This window comes from Candidatus Kuenenbacteria bacterium (assembly GCA_012797775.1).
GTDB lineage: Bacteria > Patescibacteriota > Patescibacteriia > UBA2196 > GWA2-42-15 > JAAZMX01.
Genome location: JAAZOM010000022.1, coordinates 41887 through 61630 on the forward strand (window position 1 = coordinate 41887; position 19744 = coordinate 61630).

The window sequence follows — 19744 nt, forward strand, 5'->3', positions numbered from 1 at the left end:
TTTAATCCCAATTAAAATAAATATTTTTAATTTTTTCTTTTTTAATTCTGTCTTTTAGCTGGTCCATTTTTACACGCATCTCAGGAATTCTCTTGCCGTGTCCTTCAACCAAAAGCCATTTAATTTTTTTTATTGCCCCACTATCTATCAAGCTTGTTATTATTTCACACTCTACGCCCTCAACATCCATTTTAACCAACTTTATCTCTCGCCCCAGACTATTTATAAACCCTGACAGGTCAATCAACCCCACTACTATATAATCTTTTGGGTTTATATTTCCCTTGTATTCAAGTAAGGAAGAGCCAATAGACCATTTTACCTGATCCTCACTGGCGTTTTTGTGTAGATATAGCGGCATGGTTGTATTTTGGGTATAAACTCCTTTGTTTATACAATGTACCTTGTTGCTGCCGGGGAATTTTTTTGATAATTCTCCAAAGGCGTAGGGGTTTGGCTCAAAAGCATAAACCTCAGCTCCCTTATCCATCATCATTTTTGTATACTTTCCGATATTCGCGCCGCAATCGATTGCCGTATCACCAGGCTTTAATTTATTTAAGTAAAAAAGACCATCGCGTATCTCTCTGCCAATAATAAAATATATTTTGTATTTCCACTTCAAAAAAGTAGGATATTTATTCAACCGGCCGATTAGTGTTGCTAAAATTTTTTTTTGTTTCATTTTGTTGAGCTTACTTATTAAATCTTGATATTTTTTTATATAATTATTTTTATTGAGCATTGCCGCGGCCCTCTCATAATTTTCATTGATATATTCTAAATCCTTGGCTTGCCTATGTTCATTTTTTACCCAATCAATTATTTTATTAATACTTGTCTCATTATAAATTAAATCTTCATGTATAAAATCTTGCGCTAAGCCGACATCGGTCGAAAAAATCATCGTTCTGGTGAGAGCCGCTTGTAAAATCGCCTTTGGCCCCCCCTCGCTTTTTGAACTGACAATACACAAGTCAATCAAATTATACAATAAATTAATGGTTTCTTCTGGCAGATTATTGATCAAAATATCATCCTCTTTATTTTCGATATAGTTATAGTCACCCACAAAAATAAAGGGGATATCGTATTTTTGGCATTCACTGATCACATAATGTCTCCGTGGCCCGGCCAGAACCAGCATTATTTTTTCTTTGGGCAGCAAGCGCAATATTTTTATCAGCAAGTCCGGGTCCTTTTGCCACTTTGGTGCCAATAAATTATTACCCAAGGAATCTCGCTGAAAAGTGCCAATTAAAATACGGTTGGCTATTTTGTTTTTATCTATTTTTAATATTTCGCAAATTTTTTCTTTGCTCTCTTTTAGCGGTTTGTATATCTCCGGCGAGACATAAAAGGGGATTTGGCTATACGAACAGCCCTCGTTTTTTAGGAAGTTAGAAATTTTTTCATTCGGCGAGATCCAATAATCAATTAATTTTTTTGCTTGCTGATAATTCTCCAGATTGTTGGTCACCACCGCCACTGTTTTTCTACCAAGCAGCTTGCGCCAAAAAAATAAGAATATTTTATTAATAGAAACTATTTGGGCATACCAGACAAAAAATAAAATATCCGCCCGACTATATTTTTCTACTAGTTCAACCCCGGGTATTTTTTTTAGGAAATACTCGGCATTTTTTCTGTCCTTATCTATCGACCAGCCGACTCCATCTGTGCCAATTAATTTTATTTTCATATTTTACTCATGTTCAATTACGCCCCACCATTCACCCCAGTTGATTTGGTAATTTTTTATTTTCCAGCCGCTTTCTTTTAGTTCCTTTTCAATTTCCTCAACAGTATATTCTGTTTCATGTGTCGGGTCTAGCCGGTATTCAAAACCCATCAATTTTTTATAAACAGTCAGCCAGTCGCGGCTGATCATGGGTACACGCAAAAGTAATATTGGGGCAATTTTTTTCATATTTTTTAGTAGCTCGCGGCGCTCCCGGATATGTTCTAATACATTTGATAATACTACCTTGTCAAATTTCTCTTGGGGCTCATACTCATTCAGATCAGCCACCAAAAATTTCAAATTATCTTTTTTATATTTATTCCTAGCCTCTTCTATGCTTTTAGAATTAAAATCCACCCCCAGTACATATTTTGCTTTTTGGGCGATTTTCATAGCCACCAAACCCGTGCCCGACCCAGCATCTAGCACCCTATCATTCGGCTCAATGTTGTCCAGAAAAAACTGGTGGTATTTAATTATGCCATGCTTGGGGTGGATTCCCTTATTCAAGCTGACGGCCAGCTCTGATATTTTCTCATAGGCCCTGTTATGCTGGTCTATGTATTTGCCCAAGAGTTTTATTTTTTTCTTTTCCGTCAAAGATCTGGCCTTGATTGCTGACAGAGCCACAGTTAAAGTTTTTTTGAGCCCTCGTTGTTTTAAATTATTTTTAATTTTTACTAATAAGTTTTTCATAAATATTTATTTCCTTATTAATCTGGGTTTTTAGTGAAAAATTATCAACCACAAACCGTCTGGCACTTTCTCCCAGCTTTCTCTGTCGATCATCATCATTGATTATTGATAATATTTTTTTGCGTATATCTTCAAAATTATTTTCTGTGAGTAGCCCCGTCTCTCCATCTTTGATTATTTCTTTTGTGCCTTCCACCCTCGTTCCAATACAGGCGAGACCCATACTCATTGCTTCCAAAAGTGATTTTGGCATCCCTTCATAAAGCGATGGCAAAACATAAATTTTATATTTATTTAATAATTTTGGCAATTCGTCATTCGGTCGCCGGCCAGTGAAGGTTAATTCTACCTTCAGCCCCTCGGCCAACCTTTCTAATTCTTTTTTTAATAATTCACTTTTTTCATCCATTGGGCCGCCGATTATATCTAGGGCGATATCCGTACCCTCGAGTGCCCTTATTAAAGTATTCAGATTTTTTTGTTCTTCAATTTTGCCAGAATAGGTGATTCTTCGGTCGTGTTTATCGCTGGTTTCTGGTGCAAATTTATCCGTATCAATATAATTGGCGATTACTTCTATTTTCTCGGGTTTAATTTTATATTTCTCTAGTAAATATTGCCGATCACCTTCCGAGGTCACCAGCGCCGCATCGGCCAGAGCGTAGGCAATTCTTTCCCACCAGATTATTTTTTTATCCGCCTTGCCCTTTTGCTTCACCTGAAAAAGCGACTGCGTCCAACCAGTTCGGAGTATTAATTTACCCCTTGGTTTTATGATTTTAGCAACTAACGCTGCCCGGGCTTTTAACTGATTTGTTTTCCAGAAATTGCACTCCCTAACTTTTTTCCAATTTAAAAAAGGCAAAAGCCAGCGGTAATCCCTGGCTCTCATGCGCCATTTTTTGTAAACAATTTCAATGTTCGGCGCCAGATACTTGGCATAGTGCAACTCTTCCCGACCATCGTAAGTGAATAAATAAATTTTTTTAAAATATTGCGCCAGAATATTATAAGGCGCTATTTCTCTTGTCAGTATACCCGCCTTATCCCAATTTTTTAGGCTCATCTTTTCTGTCAAAAAAAATCCCAAAATTTTTTCCTTTAGCTTAGCACTATTATTCATAATTCTTTATTCTTAATTCATCGTCCTATTGTCCGCCGCCGGTCAATACTGTTTTTACAGTTTTTAAAATAATAGAAATATCCAAAACTAGCGACCTATTTTTTATATAATAAAGGTCATATTGCAATTTTTCCCAGGCATCTTTTTCCGAAGCCCCGTAGGGGAAATTAATCTGCGCCCAGCCAGTTAGCCCCGGTTTGACCAAGAGGCGCGTCTCGTAAAAGGGGATTACTTCTTTCAGTTTTTCAATAAACTCCGGCCGCTCGGGCCTTGGTCCGATAAAACTCATTTCGCCGCGAAGAATATTTACCAGCTGTGGGATCTCATCGATTCTCGATTTTCTGAGGAAGCGGCCAATTCTTGTTACTCGTGGGTCATTTTTTTGTGCCCATTGCGGTCCGTTTTTTTCTGCCTCCACTACCATTGTTCTAAATTTAACCGCCATAAATTTTTTGCCGTTTTTACCAGTTCGCTGTTGCATAAAGAAACCTGGGCCCTCGCTAGTCGCTCTTATTGTAAAATATATTATTGGCAAAAATGGTATTGAGATAAAAAGCATGATTAAAGACAAAACAAAGTCCGCCACCCTTTTTTGGGTTTCATAAATTCTCTTGTTTGCTTCTTTGATATTTTCCAAAAACCATAGTTGCCCAATGGTATTTATCAATATTTTACCAGTAAATTGTTCTGCAAACTTTGAGAAGTCCCAGATAGTTATTTTTTGTGATAGTAGTTTATAAAGCTGACTGATTACTTCTGGCCGGTATTCTTGACTGTTGGCTATTATAATTATTCTGATCTTATTATCATTGATAAATTTTTCCAGTTTTTCTTCTCCTTCTAAAAATTCAAGTTTCTCTCCATTATCAGAGAGTGGTGTATCAGGGGGTGGCGTGCTATTGTCTTTGGATTTAAATATCGCGGCTACCTTTATGCCCATTTGGGGCTTATTATTTATTTCTCGGGCTAAATTTAAAGATTCTTCCGACAAGCCGATAATCAGAGCCTTCTCTAAAAATTTTTTATTAACAATTATAGTATTAAAAAATCTCCGCCAAGCAATAATCAGTGTGCCAAAGATTATTATATCCAAAACCAAGATTGTTTTCGGGGTAATGCCCGTAGTGGTTATATAAAAGAAAGCGAAACCAATCATGGCGCACCAGATTATATTTTTTATCATCAGGGCATAAAATCTAAAATTATTTCTAGCTGTTTCTAGATCATATAGCTTATTAATAAAAAATATTACAATCCAGAGTAAAAAAACAAGAGAAAAAGGCAGCCAGTGCTTGGCCCAAGTTTCGTTATCCACTGCTTTTTGAAAGCGCAAAAACAGGGTTAACCACAAAGAAAAATAGAGAATAATTATATCTCCGATGAACAAAACCAACCGCTTGATTTTAGAAGCGACACTAATCATATCTTGGGTTATTATATTTGTTTTTATTATAGTAAAAATCAGGCTTTTTTTCAAGCGCTCGGCTATTCTTGTTTTATTAACCTTTATATTATAAAATAAAGTTAATAACTATGATAAACACCAATTTGACCCGCTATTTAAGAAATAGCCTGTGGGTTTGTTTATACTTAATACTTATTACGCCCCTTTTGATCGGGAATAATTTTTTATTTCCTTTTATTTCCCTAAAAACTTTTTATTTTCGTATTTTGGTGGAAATAGCTCTTTTTTTCTATATTCTGCTTGCCTTTTCCCATTCCTCATATCGCCCAAAGATAAACAGACTAACGCTCTTGGTTTCCATTTTCGGTTTGGTAGTTTTGTTGACCGGCCTTTTGGGTGTTAATTCTTATCGGAGCTTTTGGGGCACAATTGAGAGAGGGGAGGGTTTTTTGACTATTTCTCATATTATTATTTTTTTCTTTCTTTTATCCCAAGCCTTTCAGAATAAGCGCCAATGGCTAAATTATTTTTCTGCCTCAATTATTGTTAGTTTTTTTGTTGGTCTTTATGCTTTGGGCCAAGAATTTACACAAATTTCTTGGATAGTTGGAGCTGGCGAGGGCCGACTTTCTTCCACTCTTGGCAATGCCGCTTATTTAGGGGCCTACTCCCTTGGTCATTTGTGGCTCTGCGCTATTATTTTATTTGAAAACAAAAAAATATATTGGCGTATTCTTTTTGGGATTTTTTCCCTCTTCGAGCTTTATATCTTATGGCAGTCGGAAACCAGAGGCGCCCTACTCGGCCTACTTTTCACACTAGTTTTAATTCTAATACTCTTACCATTTTTTTCTCAGAAAAAGAAAACAAGGATAGTTTCAATTCTGGCCATATTAATATTGGTTCTCTCTTTTCTTTTTGTTTGGTCGAATCGGCATTCTGGCTGGATCGCCAAATCTAATACCCTAAATCGTTTGGCCAATATTTCCCTAGAAGATATCACCACTCAGTCGCGCCTACTCGCTTGGGACTCTTCTTGGCAGGGCTGGAAAGACCGATTTTTGCTGGGCTATGGCTGGGAGAACTACAATATCGCTTTTAATAAATATTTTCACCCGGAAATTTTCCGTGATAATGGTTCACAAATTTGGTTCGATCGCGCCCACAATACCTTATTTGACGTCGCTGTCGCCACTGGCATTGGCGGCCTAATTATTTATCTGGCTATTTTTGGGGCAGCCCTGTTTTATCTCTTCCGCTTTTTGAGGAGAGACAGGGAGAATATGGCTATTTATTTAATCACCATTGCTTTTTTAATCGCTCACTTTGTCCAAAACTTTTTTGTTTTTGACTGCCTGGCCACCTATATTATGCTTTTTATGGTTTTGGCGTTCGTATCTTTTATTATCAGCAAGCATCAAAAAAACATTCAACCCCAAATCAAGGAAGAAATAGTCCCCTTTAATTATTTGGTTTGTTGCCTCGGCTTTGTTTTTCTGATTTTATCTGGTTTCTTCTTTAATATCAAACCTGCCAAAGCCAATATTTCCGGCCTTGATGGCCTCAGATATTTTTATCAAGGAAAAATAAACGAAGGTGTTGATAAAATGGTTGCCGCTATTAATATGGGCACCTACCAATCAACAGAAATTCGCCAAAAACTCACTGACAATATTATCAACACAGACAAGAGCGGCTATCCGGGTAATGCCGAACAGCTAAAGCGCAATTTTTCTATTGCCGTACAGGAAACCCAAAAAAATATAGAATTATCACCCAAGGATGTCCAAAATTATCTATATTTGATGATAATTTATAATAATTATTCTTTTATGGACGCCTCTTTGCCCAGTCAAGTATTGCGGCTTGGTGGCGAGGCTCAGAAGCTGGCGCCAAACAGGCCCCATGTTTATTTTGAGATGGGACAGGCGGCTATTAACTCTGGTAGTCCCAAACAAGGTGTTGAATATTTTAAAAAAGGGGTTGGCCTTAATCCGGATAATCTAGATTCGCAATGGATGCTTTTGACAGCCTATATTATTACCGGTGACGAGAAATCCTCAGAATCTCAATATCAGACGATGATCAAATTGGGCTTATCGGAAAATATTCAAAACCTTGAACGCCTGATTCGTCTTTATTATCTGACAAAAAATTATGATCAGATGATATATTTTTATAAAAAAATTATTGACCTCGAACCGCAAAACACTGATCATTGGTCCAAGCTTTCTGGCGTTTTAAAAGAAAAAAATGATCCTATTCTTTTCAACCAAACAATGTCAGAGCTGCTTGAAAAATATCCTGCCATGTCTACCAAGCTATTGCCAGCAGTTATCACGAAATAATTATGTTTGTATTCAAAAAGATAAAATTTTTATATTTACTTGTGGTGATTAATTTTATTTCCATAAATTTTTTGCCTTATAACCCAGTTGGCGCCGCCGGTGTTTCATCGGTTGGGGAAGACTATCTTGGTAGTGAAATGCTTTTAAAGTTAAAAAATAATGATTTTGTTTATGAGATTAAATTGCGAGACGAAACACCCCAAGAATTTATAAATAACAATATAAAAAATGATGCCGTTGATTTTATAGAGCCCAATTATATTTATCGCGCTTCTATTTTAGAGCCCAATGACCAGTATTATTCTCAGCAGGTTTACCTTTCTATTCTAAATACCCCCATGGCCTGGGATTATACTACTGGCAGTGGTGATGTGGTGGTCGCCGTCATTGATAGTGGGGTTGATATAAAAAATCCCGATTTGGTCAATAATATCTGGCACAACACAAAAGAAATTCCCAATAACGGCATTGATGATGACAGCAATGGTTTTGTTGATGACTATTCTGGCTGGGATTTTATTGAAGGCGTACCAGACCCCAGCCCAAAGTTTACGGGTAATTATACCTTTATGGGTATCAATCATGGTACGATTATTGCCGGGGTTATCGCCGCAGAAGGTAATAACAAAATCGGGATAACTGGTCTTAGCTGGCACTCAAAGATAATGCCCCTTAGGGTTTTGAGCGGCGAGGGTACGGGTGATTCATATGATGTGGCTAGGGCTATTGATTATGCTCGCCTCAATGGAGCCAAAATTATAAACTTGAGCTTTATCGGAGATAAAAAATCAGAAACACTCAAGGAGGCCATCCGTCGGGCCTACCAATCTGGTATTTTATTGGTAGCAGCGGCTGGCAATGAAGTCAATCAAGGTGAAGATCTGAAGGATAAACCGCTGTACCCAGTCTGTATGGACGGTGATAGCCCTGGCGACAACTGGGTATTGGGTGTTGCCTCTTTGGATAACTATGATCACTTGGCTAGTTTTTCCAATTACGGTAGTTGTGTGGATATCACGACCCCGGGCGTTGGAATTTTTAGTACTCTAGTGAAAAACGATGCTCGTTTTGAATATCGCAATGAATACGGTGGGCTCTGGACAGGCACTTCCATGTCTGTACCCCAAGTCGCTGGTGCGGCGGCTTTGTTAAGATCCCTAAAGCCAGAATTGTCAGTTTTGGAGTTGCGCGATCTTCTTCTCAAAAATTCTGACAACATAGACCATCTCAACTCTAAATATGCCGGCAGACTGGGTCGGGGCAAGTTAAATATCTTTAGGGTACTATCTGCTGCCAAAAACTCACTTAGCTCTATCGAATATCGTACAGACAAAATAATTGTTGCCCCAGGTGTTGGTGGTGGACCCCAGATTAGAACTTATTATGAGGGCAAGCCCTATTCCCAATTTTTTGGGTTTGATAAAAATAAAAGATTTGGGGCCAATATCGCCAGTCGTGATTTGACCGGTGATGGGCAAGAAGAGTTGATCGTGTCCGCAGAAAAAGGGGAGGAGCCTTGGGTGCAGATTTTTGATATTAATGGCAATTATAAAGCAAAATTTTTGGCTTATGATAAAAATATGAAACAAGGCGTTAAGGCCAGTGCCGGTGATATAAACAATGACGGCCAAGAGGAAATAATCACCGTACCACAGTCTGGTTACAAGCCCTTGGTAAAGATATTCAATCAAACTGGTAATCTCTTGGGTGAGTTTTATGCCTTTAATCAATTTTTTAGAGGTGGTTTAAGTATTAGTATAGGTGACGTAAACAACGATACTTTTGAAGAAATAGTTGTCGGCGCCGGGCCTGGTACGCAGAGCTTTGTAAAAATATTTAATTACCATGGTCAGCTTTCCGGTCAGTTTATTGCCTACAAGGAGAATTTCTTTGGTGGAGTCAATGTTGCTATTGGGGATGTCGACAGTGATAGCCAAAAAGAAATAATTTTAGCCCCCATGGGTAAAATGGCTCCCGAAGTTAAAATTTTTAATTTCCAAGGCCTTTTAAAATCTAGTTTTTTGGCTTATGACAAAAAATTTATAAACGGTGTTAATGTCGCCGCCGGCGATATTAATAATGATGGTTATGATGAGATAATCACCGGCCCGGGCGCTGGCGGCGGTCCGCAGGTCAGGGTTTTTAATATCAAAGGTAAGGCGCTTATGCAGTTTATGGTTTTTAATGATAAATTTAAAGGTGGAGTAAAGGTTTCTTCAGGCAAATAATTATGATAGGCAAAATTTTTTATAACCTTTATAATAAATTGGCGGACAAGATCAGGAATATACCCATAGTTCGCAAGCACCCTACCGCCAAAGAATTAATAAAATATTCGATTGTTGGCAATTTCAGTAATATTTTAGATCTTGTTTTATATGTCATTTTGACTCGCTCTTTTATTTTTTGGCATGAAAATTATCTTTTTGCCAATGTCCTTACGATGGTTGTCGGCAGTCTTAGCCGTTTCTTTCTCCATAAAAAATGGACATTCCGCCACGACACTGGCTCTTTTCATGAGCAATATCTTAGATTTATTGCCGTTATGTTCGTCAGCCTTATCTTGAGCACCGTTCTATTGTTTTTAACTGTAGAATACTTGCTTGTTAATGATATTGTGGGTAAACTTATTGCTACCGCTATTATTACCCTTATTGTCTATTATTTAACCAAAATTTGGGTGTTCAAAAAAGGTATTCCTTGTAATAAATTTTAATAATTAAGTTAATTAACAAAAATATGACTACTATTGATAAAGCTTCTTTGGCCACTGGCCGCCAAAATGTTATTTTGACTGGGGCCGCCGGGTTTATCGGTTCCAATCTCGCTGAGGCGCTAGTCAAAAATTACAATGTTATTGCCATTGATAATTTTATTACCGGTAAAGAAAAAAATATTGACATGCTTTTGCAGCTGCCAAATTTTGAGTTTATTAGACATGATATTTCCCAACCTTTAAAATTGGAAGATTTTCCCGAATTAAAAAAATTCCAGATTGATGTTCAGGGTATAAATAAAATTTTTAATCTAGCTTGCCCGACAGCTCCCAAAGACCACGCCAAATATGCCATGGAAATAATTGCCGCCAATTCTATCGGCATGCAAAACATGCTGAACCTGGCCCTAAAATACAAAGCGACCTTTGTCCATGTCTCCAGCCAACATGTCTATGGCATGCCCAAAGACACCAACCCCATCAAGGAAGACTATTTCGGTTATGTCAATCCGGTGAGCCCGCGCAGCGCCTATGATGAGGGCAAAAGATTTGCCGAGTCTATCGTTAGTGAATATCAAAGGCAGTTCGGGCTGGACGCTAGGGTCGCCCGGGTTTTCACCACCTACGGCCCGCGCATGGCCCTCAAAGAAGGTCGTTCTGTCCCTGATTTTATTATCAACGCCCTCAACGGCGAAGATTTGATTATTTATGGTGATGAGAATACCAAAAATACCTTCTGCCATGTCGACGATATCGTTGACGGCCTTATAAAATTGGCCAACTCACCCCTCAATACGCCAGTCAATTTGGGACATTATGAAAAGTATACTCTCAAAAGCACTGCGGAATTGATCATCAAGCTGACTGAATCAAAATCTAAAATAATTTATCGTGATCCAGAGTGGTATGTTGCTTCCTATAATATCCCCGACATCTCTTTGGCCAAAGAATCCCTTGGCTGGTTCCCCTTGATCGGTCCAGAAGAAGGATTGTCAAAAACCATAGAGTTTACCAAAATCAATCTGAGATTGTATCAGTCTCAATAATAATTAAGAATTAATAGAAGATTATGTCAAAATACATTTTTACTTCCGAGTCGGTCACCGAAGGTCATCCAGACAAAGTTTGTGACCAGCTGTCAGATGGTATTTATGATGAAATGATTAAACAAGATCCAGACGCTCATGCCGGCATTGAATGTTACGCCACCACCGGTCTGGTCGTAGTCGGCGGTGAGGCCCGCACCAAGGCCTATATTGACATTCAGGAGACAGTTAGAAAAATTTTACAACGCATCGGCTATGACAAGCCGGAAATTGGTTTTTGTTTTTCTGATGTTGGAGTTATCTCCACCTTACACGAACAGTCACCAGATATTGCCCAGGGTGTTGACGAGGGCGCCGGTGAATTCAAAGAACAAGGTGCTGGCGACCAGGGCTTGATGTTTGGCTTTGCCACCAATGAAACACCGGAATTGATGCCTATGCCGATTTCTCTGGCTCATAAATTGACTGCCAAATTATCCGAGGTGCGCAAAAGCGGGCAATTACCTTATCTGCGCCCCGATGGTAAAAGCCAAGTGACAGTTGAATATGAAGATGGCAAGCCAGTTCGAGTTAGTACTGTAGTCATCGCCGCTCATCATGCCGACGATGTTTCTTCGGAACAATTACGTGCTGACATAAAAGAGCAAGTTATCCAGCCAGTACTCGGCGATTTAGTTGATGAGAATACGAAATATTTTATCAATTCTACTGGTCGCTTTGTTTTGGGCGGCCCGCCAGCCGATACCGGCCTTACTGGTCGCAAAATCATTGTTGATACTTACGGCGGTTATAGCCGTCATGGTGGTGGCTGTTTTTCCGGCAAATGTATCACCAAAGTTGATCGCTCGGCCGCCTATATGGCGCGCTATGTCGCCAAAAATATCGTCGCCGCTGGGCTGGCTGACAAATGCGAGATCCAGGTCGCTTATTCCATTGGTGTGGCTGAACCAGTCAGTATTTTGGTAGATACTTTTGGTACTGGTAAAATTTCTAATGAGAAAATAGAGCAGGCGGTTAAAGAAACTTTTAGCTTCAAGCCCAAGGATATTATTGACCAGCTAGATCTCAAGCGCCCAATTTATGAAAAGACCGCTGCTTATGGCCACTTTGGCCGCGAACTGCCGGAGTTCACTTGGGAAAAAACCGATAAGGCGGAAATATTAAAAAAATATTTGGTATAATCTATGGAATATATTGACAAGGAAATTGATATTAAACCAAAAGAGGAATTAACAAAAGTTACGGGGATTTTTGAAGGCCTGATTCAGTCAGAAAGATTGATCAATGCCAATATCTTTTGCTGGTTGCCCCATGAGGTTTCTTCTTTGGTTTTGGCCGAATCCGATCCAAATTTTCTTGCCGACCTCAAAGATTATTTGGCTGATACTATTCCTTCAGGCCAATGGGTCAAGCACGATGAACCGAATACGCCGTTTCGTCATAATGCTCATGAGCATATTCGCACTAAAGTTATTGGCCGCCACTCATTGACGCTACTAGTTAAAGATTCAAAAATATGGTGGGGGCAGTACCAAGATCTTTATTTATACAATCCTGTTTATCAACATAAATCAAACAAGCTGCTTATCCGTATAATGAAATTTTAAAATAAAAAGCGGCCCCGCAATTTATATGACGGGGGCCGCCGCTCTGGTGGCTATTGCCGACAATCCCGGTTAAATCACCCGGAATGAAGAACACTGCACCACCACCCGAATTGGACTTGAGATAGTTGCCAAGATGGCGTCTTCATAGGAAAATTTTATGACGCCATTCTGTGCCGCCACCAATAGAATATCCAGCAGTTGTGGCGTCCAGATCCCTCCAAGTAAATTCGGTTCACCTTTAAGGATGTAACTGCAAAGATCCGTAAAAGAGACACTCTCCCCACTGTGCGTTTCAAAAAATTCACGCACCAGTTTGCCCAGAATCTCTCTGGTTTCCACGATCATCACCTCCTTTTATTACACAGGCTTTTATTAGTTCATGTTCAAAAAATGACCATCATCTGATAGTAACAGAGAATCTTCTGTTTGGCAAGAGGCAAAAATATTTCCAAGTCCTCCCAAGGTTCAACCATCACCGCCTAGACCGCGAAGCAGGGCAGACTGGATTGAACCAATGATTCAAAAATTATCTATGACCATCCTTGTCACTGGTGGCGCCGGTTTTATTGGCTCACACCTGGTAGATAAATTAATAAAAGAAAAACACCGCGTTATTGTTGTGGATGATTTGTCAACCGGCAAAAAAATAAACTTAAACAAACGCGCCAAATTTTATCGTCTGGATATTCAGGACAAAAAACTGGAACAAATATTCAAAAAAGAAAAACCACAAGTTGTTTATCATCTGGCCGCCCAGATGAATGTCCGCAAATCTATCGCTGATCCCATTTTTGACGCAAAAACTAATATCGTCGGTGTTTTGAATTTATTGGAAAATTGCGTCAAATACCATGTAAAAAAATTTGTCTTTATTTCCACCGGCGGGGCGATTTATGGTGACGGCGTCAAGATTCCTACGCCTGAAACAGCCACCGAGGCACCGATCTCACCCTATGGCATTGCCAAGCTGGCCACCGAAAAATATTTACATTATTATCGTCATCAATACGGATTAAACTACACCGTGCTCCGTCTGGCCAATATCTATGGCCCGCGCCAAAATTATCTAGGAGAAGCCGGGGTCGTAGCCATTTTTTGCCATCAACTCAAAAATAATCAACCCACATTTATCAATGGTCCTGGCCAACAAACCAGAGATTTTGTTTTTGTCGCCGATGTTGTTGCCGCTGCCTTAAAAGCCCTCAAAGACAAAAAACCAAATATTTACAATATTGCCACCAGCAAAGAAAATAATATCAATCAATTGGCAAGTGCTTTGCAAAAAGTTAGCGGCGTGAAAACCCCCATTGAGCATCGCTCGGCTATCAAAGGTGAGCAGATGAGAAGCTGTCTGAATTACCAGAAGATAAAAAAACACCTTGGTTGGTCGCCAAAGTATGATCTAGAAAAAGGACTAAGGGAAACCTGGCAGTGGTTTCAGAAAAATTAAGTAATTAAAATTGTGATTATGGATCTTGATCCTTTTATCCGCAAAGTTCCCAATTGGCCCAAACCCGGCATTTTGTTTTATGATATTACCACCTTACTCGAAAACAAAGATGTTTTTAGGGACTTGACGGAAGCATTGGCCCGGCCATTTTTGGGTGAAAAAATCGACAAAGTCGTGGGCATAGATGCACGCGGTTTTATTTTAGCCGGGGTTATCGGTTATAAACTAGGAGCCGGCGTATCTCTGGTCCGCAAAAAAGGCAAGCTGCCGTTTAAAACCATTGCCGAGTCATACACCCTAGAATACGCTTCCGAGACAGTCGAGATGCACGAAGACACCATCAAAAAAGGGGAGCGGGTTTTGATTGTTGATGACTTAGTCGCCACTGGCGGTACCCTTGTCGCCGCCACCAAGCTTGTGGAGAGATTGGGCGGCGAAATAGTCGGCATCGCCTGTGTCGTCAATTTGCCGTTTCTCGGTGGATCAGAAAAATTACGCCCATACAGATTTCATTCTCTTATCAACTATCACGACGACCAGGTTGTTTAAAGCTTGCTCAAAATAGTCTGAATTATTTGTACTGAATTTTTAGCCGCTTGACCCAAAAAATTATTAAAGTCAATTCCCGCCTCGCTGTCAGCTTTGTCTGAAATTGTCCGGGCGATAACAAAAGGTATTTGATTTACCGTGCAGACATGGGCGACCGCCGCCCCTTCCATCTCTACCGCGTCGCCCTGAAGTTCATCGGTGAGATAAGAAAATTCTAGAATTTTTGCTCGAGTAATAAACTGATCTCCTGTCAGTATGCGGCCCTCGACCACTTTGTTATTTGGCAACTGTGTTTCTAGGGCAATTTTTTTCAGATTTTCATCAGCCGCAAAAATTTTATAATCAGTATAGGGTATAGCGCCACGTGAATAGCCTAGAGCCTCGGCCTCCATGTCGTGATACATACAATCTCGACTGACGACCACATCGCCGATTTCCAGATTTTTATTCAGGGCGCCAGCCAAGCCAGTAAAAATTATTTTTTGCGGACCATAAGTATTAATTATTTTCTGGCAAACCAAAGCCGCAAAGACCTTGCCGAGTCCAGACTTGGCTATCAAGACATTTTTGCCGGCTATCTGGCCCAGGTAAAATTCAAAACCTTGCCACTTTTCACCGCGCAGATTTTCCGCTAGGGCCAAATATTCGTTTATTTCCTCGTCCATGGCCCCGATAATTCCGATTAAACCCAAATTTTGTTTCATAAGTTTAAATTTTTACACCAGCTTTATTTAATGTTAAGATATTATTTCAGAGCCGTCAAAGTGTATTTACAAGTAAAAACAATAAATTATGCCCCAAAAATTTGCCACTCGTTTTGCCCCCAGCCCCACCGGGGACTTGCATATTGGCGGTTTGCGTACCGCTCTTTTCGCCTATCTTTTTGCCAAAAAAAATCAAGGCAAATTTTTCTTGCGCATTGAGGATACGGACCAGACGCGATACAAGGAGGGGAGTGTTGAGGGCATTATCGCCGGTCTAAAATGGGCTGGGCTTCATTATGATGACGAAATAGTTTATCAATCAAAAAGAACAGAAATTTATCAAAAGCATGCGGCCGAATTGGTAGAAAGTGGGCACGCTTATCATTGTTTTTGCACCGCTGACGATCTGGCCAGCATGCGCCAAGAACAAACGGCTGATGGTAATACGGTCACGCGCTATGATCGTCGTTGTCTAAACCTCACACCCGAGGAAGTCAAATCAAGATTAGACTCCGGCGTGCCACACGTTATCCGTCTCAAGGTGCCGAGTGGTGAAACAGAATTTACCGATTTAATTCGCGGCCAAGTTAAAATTAATAATGCTGATATTGATGACCAGATTCTCCTCAAGTCAGATGGCTTTCCGACTTACCACCTGGCCAATGTCATAGACGACCACGAGATGGGCATCACCCACGTCATCCGTGCTGAAGAGTGGCTACCCTCCACACCCAAACACATTATTCTTTACCAGATGTTTGGCTGGGAGATCCCCGAGTTTGTTCACCTGTCAATGATTCTCGCTCCAGACAGAACCAAGCTGTCCAAACGCCATGGTGCCACTTCTGTTTTGGAGTTTAAAAATCTTGGTTATTTACCCGAGGCAGTAGTCAACTACATTGCCCTTCTCGGCTGGAATCCCGGTACGGAACAGGAAATTTTTTCTCTGAAAGAATTGGAACATGAATTTGATCTCGCCAAAGTCAATAAAGCCGGCGCGATTTTTGATATTGAAAAACTCAACTGGATGAACGGCCACTATATCCGGCAGAAAAGTTTGGATGAGCTCACTCATTTATGTATTCCTTGTCTGGATAATTATTTACAAACCAATTACCAGCTACAAGTTACTAGTTATTCTTTTGAATTTCTGAAATCGATCGTCGGCCTAGAACAAGAGCGTCTCAAGAAGCTCTCTGAAATAGGGGAGCGAACCAAATACTTTTTTACCCGCCCCACAGTTGACCCCAAAACGTTAGTCTGGAAAAAATCCACGCCCGCAGAAACCCAAGAGAGATTGAAATTTTTGGTAGAATTTCTCGCCACGATTCCTGAAGAAAACTGGACCAGAAACACCCTGGAAGAAATTTTAATTGACGAAATAAAGCGCCGTGGCTTTGGCAATGGCGACACCTTGTGGCCGATGCGCGTGGCCCTATCCGGCGAAGAAAAGTCTCCCTCGCCTTTTGAAATCGCCGAAGTTTTGGGGAAAGAAGAGACGCTAAAGAGATTAAAATTGATCCAAGGATAATTTAATACTATAATACTATAAACAAAATCACCCCGCAGTTACAGCTGTCGGGGTGATTTATGTTTGTGCACTATTGTCATCTGTGCCCATAAGGCATCTTATGATTTGGACGTCTGCTCTTTGGCTTCTTTATTTTTGAAATAAAGAGTCGAAGCCACTGTGCCAAGAGCACAGCCGAGAGCATAGAGTATTACCAATTGCCAGTTGCTAATATCATTGACTATTGTCTCGAGCACATAGTACCAGATAAAAATATTGACAATCGTCACGGCTCCACTCGCCAAGATCTGGTTTTTGGTAACTACTTTGGTCCAAGTAGTGACAATCAGCATTTCCAAAATGCCCACAAAAAATAGCATCATAATAATCTCTTTTATGGCGCTTATTTGCCACTTAGTTTATAAAAAGAACGACCTTTTTATTCTCCAGAAAAAAATCAACCAATTAATTACTAACGGGTTGATTTTTAACTGTTTTTCCATTATACTCCGAAAAAGCCCTTTTGTCAACCACAAAAAACCTGTCATTGCGAGGAGCCAGAGCGACGAAGTTGCCTCATCTTCCCGATAGCTTTTTCCCCCTATTTTTGCTAGTATTAAATTAGTTCTATTCGTATATTTGTATAATATTTGTAAATTTGTAGTGGCATGAAAATTTGCCTCATCAATAATCTCTACCCACCCTACAATCGCGGTGGCGCTGAGCGGGTAGTAGAAAACCAAGCCCAAGAATTTGTGACCGCTGGCCATGAGGTTTTTATTATTACCTCGAGGCCGATACAAGACCGCTCTCAAGCAGGCTCAGAAAAAATTAAAGTCTATCGCTTTTTTCCTCCCAATATCATTTCCTATTACCACCTGCAAAAATTACCCTTTCCGCTCCGCGCCCCGTGGCGTCTCTTTGACACTTTTAATTTTCACTCCTATTTTAAAATCAAAAAAATATTGCAAACAGAAAAGCCAGATATTGTCTATGCCCACAACCTAACAGGCCTTGGTCTTCTTATTCCGCGTTTAATTAAAAAATTGAAAATAAAATATACTCAAACCATGCATGATGTGGTCGGTATCCGCCCGAGCGGCCTTTTGCTTTATGGTCAGGAAAAAGAAAATATTTTTATCAAATTTTGGACCAGCTTGAATCGCTGGCTGTATAGCTCTCCAGACAAGGTTATCTTTCCGTCAGTATGGCTAAAAAAATATTATGAAGGGCATAAATTCTTCCCGCATGGCCCAAAAGAGGCTGCACAGAATTTCTACTTGCCATCAGCCAATCTATTGTTGAATAAGAAATTAAAATCCCCAGACAAAGTCACTTTTCTTTACATCGGTCAAATCGAAAGCCACAAGGGCATTCTATTTTTAATCCAAACCCTAAACGAGTTACTAGTTACTAGTTATGAGTTACTCATTCTGGGTTCTGGCTCCCAGCTTGAATCAGCCAAAGACCTAGCCAAAAGTAATTCACAGATCAAATTCCTCGGTTATCAGCCCAAAGAAAAGATTCAAGAATATTTAAAACAAGCCGACTACACCATTGTCCCGTCTCTATGTTATGAGGCCTCACCTACTGTTATTTTTGAGAGCTTGGCTGTTGGTGTGCCTGTTATCGCTTCAAATCTCGGCGGCATCCCCGAATTAATCAGGGTAGGGGAGAAGGGTTATTTGTTTGAGCCGGGTAATAAAAAGCAGTTGTTAGAAATTATTGAAGATATTTATGCCACAAACCAAAATGCAAAAAATTAAGTCAGGTATAGCCGTCGATATTGACGAGACGTTGTCTGGTACGGCTGAGTATTGGTTCAGGCAGATGGCAAAACTTTTTGGCAATCCAGAAAAGCTGTCAGTAAAAAAATTAATTACCAAATATCGCTATACTTACAATGTTCCTTATTGGCAAACTGGGGGAGCACTAGCTTGGCTTGAACAGCAACGTCATTCTAATGACTTACAAAAAATTTTACCTTTGATAAAAAACTCCAATCATTATTTAAACAAAATAAACAAAATACTGCCCATAGCCGTTTATTTGACTACCAGGCCAGACACTATCGTTCGGGGTACAAAATTTTGGCTTGATAAACACAATTTCCCAAAAGCGCCAATAATCGCCAAGCCATTGAGCTGGAAAGAAAACAGTAATTTGTGGAAAGCCAAAACGCTGACAAAATTATATCCTCAAATTATTGGTATTATAGATGACAATCCAGAGTTGGTTGATTATTTATCCGTAAATTACAAGGGAACAATTTTTTTATATGATAATAAATCAAAAAAACGGCCGCCGTTAAAAATTATTTGCGCTAAAACCTGGCCGATTCTCTATAAAAAGATAGTTACTCAAAAATTGACCAAAGCCAGCTAAAATTGTAGGATTAATATATATTTATGGCCAAAGAACATGAAAAATTTTGGATCACCCAGGCCGGTGTTATTATCAGAGATAATAAATGCCTAGTTTTGGAACTAACCAAACCGGCTGGTTTTTGGGATATTCCCGGTGGCCGCGTTGATATTGGCGAAGCAGATAATAGCGAAGCTGCTTTCCGTCGGGAAATAAAAGAGGAGTTAGGCGTTGAGGATTTTAGAATTATCGACTTAGTCGCTCATGATATTTGGTGCGCCAGCGAGGGTAATACCCCAGTTTGCGCCCTAATATTTTTGATTGATAATCTTGATACTTATAATTTCCAATTAAGTCACGAACACGCTCAATATAAATGGGTCAGCGAAGAGGAGATCAAGGACGAATTCCTTTGGCCCGGAGCGATTAAAATGCTGAAAAAAGCCTTTGCCCGTTATAGAGAATTAAAAAAATAAGTTAGT

Annotated in this window: 19 protein-coding genes; 12 read left to right on the forward strand and 7 right to left on the reverse strand. The window is 39.7% G+C overall.

Annotated features, from left to right (window positions below; all coding sequences use genetic code 11):
• Position 1: 1 nt before the first annotated feature.
• From GYA54_03045 to GYA54_03060, 4 genes are read right to left on the reverse strand one after another with little or no spacing between them, the layout of a single operon-like run.
• On the reverse strand, positions 2-1702 hold the full coding sequence (locus tag GYA54_03045) for an FkbM family methyltransferase (GenBank protein NMC51676.1): 1701 nt from the start codon (positions 1700-1702) through the stop codon (positions 2-4).
• A gap of 3 nt (positions 1703-1705) precedes the next feature.
• A complete protein-coding gene (locus GYA54_03050; GenBank protein NMC51677.1) occupies positions 1706-2440 on the reverse strand; it encodes a class I SAM-dependent methyltransferase in 735 nt (244 codons plus the stop codon).
• Positions 2415-3563 carry a glycosyltransferase family 4 protein gene (locus GYA54_03055; GenBank protein NMC51678.1) on the reverse strand — a complete coding sequence of 383 codons (1149 nt, stop codon included), beginning with the start codon at positions 3561-3563 and terminating at the stop codon, positions 2415-2417. The genes GYA54_03050 and GYA54_03055 overlap by 26 nt, the downstream gene beginning before the upstream one ends.
• 25 nt (positions 3564-3588) lie before the next feature.
• Positions 3589-4986, reverse strand: coding sequence for a sugar transferase (locus GYA54_03060; GenBank protein NMC51679.1), 1398 nt, complete (start codon positions 4984-4986; stop codon positions 3589-3591).
• A 332-nt stretch (positions 4987-5318) separates the two neighbouring features.
• On the opposite strand from GYA54_03060, the gene GYA54_03065 reads away from it, so the two are divergent.
• The 6 genes from GYA54_03065 to GYA54_03090 are packed head-to-tail and all read left to right on the forward strand — an operon-like array spanning position 5319 to position 12685.
• Positions 5319-7316 (forward strand): hypothetical protein, encoded by a 1998-nt coding sequence (locus tag GYA54_03065; protein ID NMC51680.1) that lies wholly within the window; start codon positions 5319-5321, stop codon positions 7314-7316.
• 2 nt (positions 7317-7318) lie between these two features.
• Positions 7319-9544: a S8 family serine peptidase gene (locus GYA54_03070; protein NMC51681.1), complete on the forward strand. Its 2226-nt coding sequence runs from the start codon at positions 7319-7321 to the stop codon at positions 9542-9544.
• 2 nt (positions 9545-9546) lie between these two features.
• Positions 9547-10032: a GtrA family protein gene (locus GYA54_03075; protein ID NMC51682.1), complete on the forward strand. Its 486-nt coding sequence runs from the start codon at positions 9547-9549 to the stop codon at positions 10030-10032.
• Between the two features lie 23 nt (positions 10033-10055).
• A complete protein-coding gene (locus GYA54_03080) occupies positions 10056-11078 on the forward strand; it encodes an NAD-dependent epimerase/dehydratase family protein (protein NMC51683.1) in 1023 nt (340 codons plus the stop codon).
• Between the two features lie 23 nt (positions 11079-11101).
• Complete coding sequence (locus tag GYA54_03085; protein ID NMC51684.1) at positions 11102-12259, forward strand: methionine adenosyltransferase; 1158 nt, start codon at positions 11102-11104, stop codon at positions 12257-12259.
• A 3-nt stretch (positions 12260-12262) separates the two neighbouring features.
• On the forward strand, positions 12263-12685 hold the full coding sequence (locus GYA54_03090; GenBank protein NMC51685.1) for a hypothetical protein: 423 nt from the start codon (positions 12263-12265) through the stop codon (positions 12683-12685).
• A gap of 69 nt (positions 12686-12754) precedes the next feature.
• Here GYA54_03090 and GYA54_03095 read toward each other — a convergent pair whose 3' ends face one another.
• Positions 12755-13030, reverse strand: coding sequence for a hypothetical protein (locus GYA54_03095; GenBank protein NMC51686.1), 276 nt, complete (start codon positions 13028-13030; stop codon positions 12755-12757).
• Positions 13031-13217: 187 nt separating this feature from the next.
• On the opposite strand from GYA54_03095, the gene GYA54_03100 reads away from it, so the two are divergent.
• Together GYA54_03100 and GYA54_03105 are read left to right on the forward strand one after the other, a co-directional pair.
• Positions 13218-14135, forward strand: a complete 918-nt coding sequence (locus GYA54_03100; GenBank protein ID NMC51687.1) for an NAD-dependent epimerase/dehydratase family protein — start codon at positions 13218-13220, stop codon at positions 14133-14135.
• 18 nt (positions 14136-14153) lie between these two features.
• Positions 14154-14684 carry an adenine phosphoribosyltransferase gene (locus GYA54_03105; protein NMC51688.1) on the forward strand — a complete coding sequence of 177 codons (531 nt, stop codon included), beginning with the start codon at positions 14154-14156 and terminating at the stop codon, positions 14682-14684.
• Here GYA54_03105 and GYA54_03110 read toward each other — a convergent pair.
• Complete coding sequence (locus GYA54_03110) at positions 14681-15388, reverse strand: 5'-methylthioadenosine/adenosylhomocysteine nucleosidase (protein ID NMC51689.1); 708 nt, start codon at positions 15386-15388, stop codon at positions 14681-14683. The two genes, GYA54_03105 and GYA54_03110, sit on opposite strands and share 4 nt — an antisense overlap.
• A gap of 88 nt (positions 15389-15476) precedes the next feature.
• On the opposite strand from GYA54_03110, the gene GYA54_03115 reads away from it, so the two are divergent.
• Positions 15477-16919 carry a glutamate--tRNA ligase gene (locus GYA54_03115; GenBank protein ID NMC51690.1) on the forward strand — a complete coding sequence of 481 codons (1443 nt, stop codon included), beginning with the start codon at positions 15477-15479 and terminating at the stop codon, positions 16917-16919.
• 98 nt (positions 16920-17017) lie between these two features.
• On the opposite strand, the gene GYA54_03120 is transcribed toward GYA54_03115, so the two are convergent.
• On the reverse strand, positions 17018-17281 hold the full coding sequence (locus GYA54_03120) for a hypothetical protein (GenBank protein ID NMC51691.1): 264 nt from the start codon (positions 17279-17281) through the stop codon (positions 17018-17020).
• Positions 17282-17566: 285 nt separating this feature from the next.
• Here GYA54_03120 and GYA54_03125 point away from each other — a divergent pair, with 285 nt between their 5' ends.
• Genes GYA54_03125 through GYA54_03135 form a run of 3 tightly spaced genes read left to right on the forward strand, consistent with a single transcriptional unit; the run spans position 17567 to position 19738 of the window.
• The gene (locus tag GYA54_03125; protein NMC51692.1) at positions 17567-18664 is read left to right on the forward strand and encodes a glycosyltransferase family 4 protein; all 1098 of its coding nucleotides are present in this window, start codon (positions 17567-17569) and stop codon (positions 18662-18664) included.
• Positions 18636-19283 carry a hypothetical protein gene (locus GYA54_03130; protein NMC51693.1) on the forward strand — a complete coding sequence of 216 codons (648 nt, stop codon included), beginning with the start codon at positions 18636-18638 and terminating at the stop codon, positions 19281-19283. Before GYA54_03125 ends, GYA54_03130 begins: the two co-directional genes overlap by 29 nt.
• Before the next feature lie 23 nt (positions 19284-19306).
• Positions 19307-19738 (forward strand): NUDIX hydrolase, encoded by a 432-nt coding sequence (locus tag GYA54_03135; GenBank protein ID NMC51694.1) that lies wholly within the window; start codon positions 19307-19309, stop codon positions 19736-19738.
• Positions 19739-19744: the final 6 nt, after the last annotated feature.

What these genes read in the sequence shown, in the direction of transcription:
- GYA54_03085 (NMC51684.1), top strand. Translation starts at nt 11,102, where the DNA reads ATGTCAAAATACATTTTTACTTCCGAGTCGGTCACCGAAGGTCATCCA.
- GYA54_03080 (NMC51683.1), top strand. Translation starts at nt 10,056, where the DNA reads ATGACTACTATTGATAAAGCTTCTTTGGCCACTGGCCGCCAAAATGTT.
- GYA54_03060 (NMC51679.1), bottom strand. Translation starts at nt 4,986, where the DNA reads ATGATTAGTGTCGCTTCTAAAATCAAGCGGTTGGTTTTGTTCATCGGA.
- GYA54_03095 (NMC51686.1), bottom strand. Translation starts at nt 13,030, where the DNA reads ATGATCGTGGAAACCAGAGAGATTCTGGGCAAACTGGTGCGTGAATTT.
- GYA54_03105 (NMC51688.1), top strand. Translation starts at nt 14,154, where the DNA reads ATGGATCTTGATCCTTTTATCCGCAAAGTTCCCAATTGGCCCAAACCC.
- GYA54_03120 (NMC51691.1), bottom strand. Translation starts at nt 17,281, where the DNA reads ATGATGCTATTTTTTGTGGGCATTTTGGAAATGCTGATTGTCACTACT.
- GYA54_03090 (NMC51685.1), top strand. Translation starts at nt 12,263, where the DNA reads ATGGAATATATTGACAAGGAAATTGATATTAAACCAAAAGAGGAATTA.
- GYA54_03100 (NMC51687.1), top strand. Translation starts at nt 13,218, where the DNA reads ATGACCATCCTTGTCACTGGTGGCGCCGGTTTTATTGGCTCACACCTG.
- GYA54_03050 (NMC51677.1), bottom strand. Translation starts at nt 2,440, where the DNA reads ATGAAAAACTTATTAGTAAAAATTAAAAATAATTTAAAACAACGAGGG.
- GYA54_03135 (NMC51694.1), top strand. Translation starts at nt 19,307, where the DNA reads ATGGCCAAAGAACATGAAAAATTTTGGATCACCCAGGCCGGTGTTATT.
- GYA54_03115 (NMC51690.1), top strand. Translation starts at nt 15,477, where the DNA reads ATGCCCCAAAAATTTGCCACTCGTTTTGCCCCCAGCCCCACCGGGGAC.
- GYA54_03055 (NMC51678.1), bottom strand. Translation starts at nt 3,563, where the DNA reads ATGAATAATAGTGCTAAGCTAAAGGAAAAAATTTTGGGATTTTTTTTG.
- GYA54_03045 (NMC51676.1), bottom strand. Translation starts at nt 1,702, where the DNA reads ATGAAAATAAAATTAATTGGCACAGATGGAGTCGGCTGGTCGATAGAT.
- GYA54_03075 (NMC51682.1), top strand. Translation starts at nt 9,547, where the DNA reads ATGATAGGCAAAATTTTTTATAACCTTTATAATAAATTGGCGGACAAG.
- GYA54_03125 (NMC51692.1), top strand. Translation starts at nt 17,567, where the DNA reads ATGAAAATTTGCCTCATCAATAATCTCTACCCACCCTACAATCGCGGT.
- GYA54_03070 (NMC51681.1), top strand. Translation starts at nt 7,319, where the DNA reads ATGTTTGTATTCAAAAAGATAAAATTTTTATATTTACTTGTGGTGATT.
- GYA54_03130 (NMC51693.1), top strand. Translation starts at nt 18,636, where the DNA reads ATGCCACAAACCAAAATGCAAAAAATTAAGTCAGGTATAGCCGTCGAT.
- GYA54_03110 (NMC51689.1), bottom strand. Translation starts at nt 15,388, where the DNA reads ATGAAACAAAATTTGGGTTTAATCGGAATTATCGGGGCCATGGACGAG.